Raw genomic sequence first — 1,230 nt, forward strand, 5'->3', positions numbered from 1 at the left:
GCTGTTATTTCAGACCCTTCCCATCGGGAACGTGAACAAACTAAACGTGACCTATTAATACAGCAAATCAAAGGAATGTTAACCGATAAAGAAGCTGCAAATTGGCTTATTGAAATTCTCTCTAATCAATATCCACGCCATATGATAGATCAACTTAAAGTTGTACAATCTGTCATTCTGAAATATCCATCTTTCATTGACGAGGCACTTTATGAGATGAGACGTTTACGGTTGACTAGTGCAAATGATCTTCGGGATATTGCCATCTCATTAGAAATACAGGGCCGAAAGAAACATAAAGAAACTGGAACCCTGAATGAGAAATATAAGACTTTAGTTGCCCCCGAACGAAGAGAAGATATTTATTTAAGTGTCCTTCAGGGAGGAGCAAACCGATGAGTCAACCTTACGAATCACTACAGGAAAAATGTCGAACCTTACGTCTAGCAGAGACAGCCAAGGAGTTACCCTCTCTTCTAAGGGAAGCAGAAGCAAAGGGATGGACATATCATGAGTTCATCCATGAGTTCCTGAGTCATGAAATGCGTTGTAGGGAAAGGAAAAACAGTGAAAGACTAATGAAGTGGGCAGAATTTCCAGAAGCTTTGACATTTGAGAACTTTCGCCTTGAAGAACAGACAGCGATTGGAGAAAAACAACTGAATATATTAAAACAATTATCATGGGTCGATGAGTATTTTACTTTAATTATGATGGGACCAACGGGTGTCGGTAAGACTCATCTATCAACAGCCCTTGGTATTCACGCTATTGAGCGTGGATACCAAGTTTCTTTTATATCAATGGATCGTTTGATTTATGTATTGAAATCAAGAGAGTATATTAGTAAATCTAGGACGAGATACAACCGTATCACCAAATCTGATCTGATTATCATCGATGATGTCATGTATATGGCATATGAACCGCAGGATGCCCACTTATTCTTCCAGTTCATTTATGAGATGTATGACAAAGCTGCATTTATCCTTACATCTAATAAAGGCCCTGGAGAATGGGGAAAGTTCCTTGGGGATACGACACTTACGACAGCTATATTGGATCGTCTTCTACATCGGAGTGAAATTTTGACTTTCAGCGAAGAACAAGACAGTATCAGAATGAAATACAGGAAAGCATTATTTGATTATCAAAGTGTTGAATCTTAATTGATAAAAACTGTTTAATCTTATTTATTAAAAACTGTTGATTTCTACTTGACGGTTACAC

At 37.9% G+C, this 1,230-nt stretch carries 1 protein-coding gene and 1 pseudogene; both read left to right on the forward strand.

From position 1 onward, the window contains the following. Nucleotides 1-399, forward strand: a pseudogene (locus ACIQAA_RS32395) (IS21 family transposase); the annotation flags it as partial. Then, nucleotides 396-1,169, forward strand: a complete 774-nt coding sequence (istB, locus tag ACIQAA_RS32400; RefSeq protein ID WP_402628024.1) for an IS21-like element helper ATPase IstB — start codon at nt 396-398, stop codon at nt 1,167-1,169. The pseudogene ACIQAA_RS32395 and the gene istB, both read left to right, overlap by 4 nt. Nucleotides 1,170-1,230: the final 61 nt, after the last annotated feature.

This window comes from Neobacillus sp. NPDC093182 (assembly GCF_044754045.1).

Excerpts from the sequence above, each read along its gene's own strand:
- istB (WP_402628024.1), top strand. The coding sequence starts at position 396 with ATGAGTCAACCTTACGAATCACTACAGGAAAAATGTCGAACCTTACGT.